The following is a 1,498-nucleotide window of genomic DNA, read 5'->3' on the forward strand; positions in this document are numbered from 1 at the left end:
CCGCGGCGGAGGGGCGATCTCGCAGCTGCCCTGGCGCGCCGTCCAGAACCCCTACGCGCCGCTGGAACTCGCGACGCCCGATCAGGTCGAGGCGATCCACCGGACCTCGATGCGGATCCTGTCGGAGCTCGGCATCCGGGTGATGAGCACGCGGGTGATGGAGCTCTTCGAAGCCGCGGGCGCGATCGTGGACCGTTCGGCGCAGACGATCCGCATCGACGAGAGCCTTGTCGACGCGGCCCTGAAGACCGCGCCGTCCTCCTTCACGCTGACCTCGCGCAACGCCGCGAAGCGGCTGACGATGGGCGGCCGGCACGTCGCCTTCGGCCTCGTCGCCGGGCCGCCGAACGTCCATGACTGCGTGAACGGCCGCCGCCCGGGGAACATGACGGACTACGAGAACTTCATCCGCCTCGCGCATCACTTCAACGCGATCCACATCATCGGCAACCAGGTCACCGCGCCGCAGGAGCTGCCCGCCAACAACCGCCATCTCGACACCTACCGCGCCAATCTCACGCTCTCGGACCTTGCGTTCCACTGCACCGCGATCGGCCGCGGCCGGGCGACGGACGGCATCAACATGATGGCGATCGCCCGCGGCATCGCGCCCGAGGAGATGGCGGCCGATCCCGGCGTCATCACCATCATCTCCGTGAACTCGCCCCGGCTCTTCGACGACGCGATGGCCGAGGGGCTGATCGCGATGGCCGAGCATGGCCAGCCGGTGACGATCACGCCCTTCACGCTGATGGGGGCGATGACCCCGGTGACGCTGCCCGCCGCCCTCGCCCAGCAGAACGCCGAGGCCTTGTTCGGCGTGGTGCTGACCCAGCTCGTCAAGCCCGGCGCGCCGGTGATGTACGGCGCCTTCACCTCGAACGTCGACATGCGCTCGGGCGCGCCGGCCTTCGGCACGCCGGAGAACACCAAGGCGAATGTCATCTCCGGCCAGCTCGCCCGGCGCTACCGCCTGCCCTACCGGACCTCGAACGCCAATGCCTCGAACGCGGTGGACCTGCAGGCCGCCTACGAGACCGGCATGGCGACCTGGGGCGCGGTGATGGGCGGGGCCAACATGGTCTACCACGCCGCGGGCTGGCTCGAGGGCGGGCTGACGGCGAGCTACGAGAAGCTGATCCTCGATGTCGAGATCCTGCAGAACATGATGGAGATCCTGCGCCCGATCGACTTTTCCGAGGAGGAGCTCGGCTTCGAGGCGATCCGATCAGTGCCGACGGGCGGCCATTTCTTCGGCGCCGAACACACGCTCGCGCGTTACGAGAGCGCCTTCTACCGGCCGATGCTCTCGGACTGGACCAATTACGGCGGCTGGGAGGCGGCCGGCGCGAAGGACGCGCTGACCCGCGCGACCGGGCTCTGGCAGCAGGCCTTGCGCGACTACGAAGAGCCCACGCTGGACCCCGCCATCCGCGAGGCGCTTGACGCCTATGTCGCCCGCCGGAAAGAAGAGATCGGCAGCGACGAGCCGTGAGCC

Annotated in this window: 1 protein-coding gene; it reads left to right on the plus strand. The window is 69.1% G+C overall.

Annotated elements, in window-relative coordinates; translation table 11 throughout:
- The coding region (locus R5H32_RS20885; protein WP_318340561.1) for a trimethylamine methyltransferase family protein at nt 1-1,495 on the plus strand (1,495 nt) is incomplete at its 5' end.
- Between the last annotated feature and the right edge of the window lie 3 nt (nt 1,496-1,498).

This window comes from Defluviimonas sp. D31, assembly GCF_033436765.1.
Lineage (GTDB): Bacteria > Pseudomonadota > Alphaproteobacteria > Rhodobacterales > Rhodobacteraceae > Albidovulum.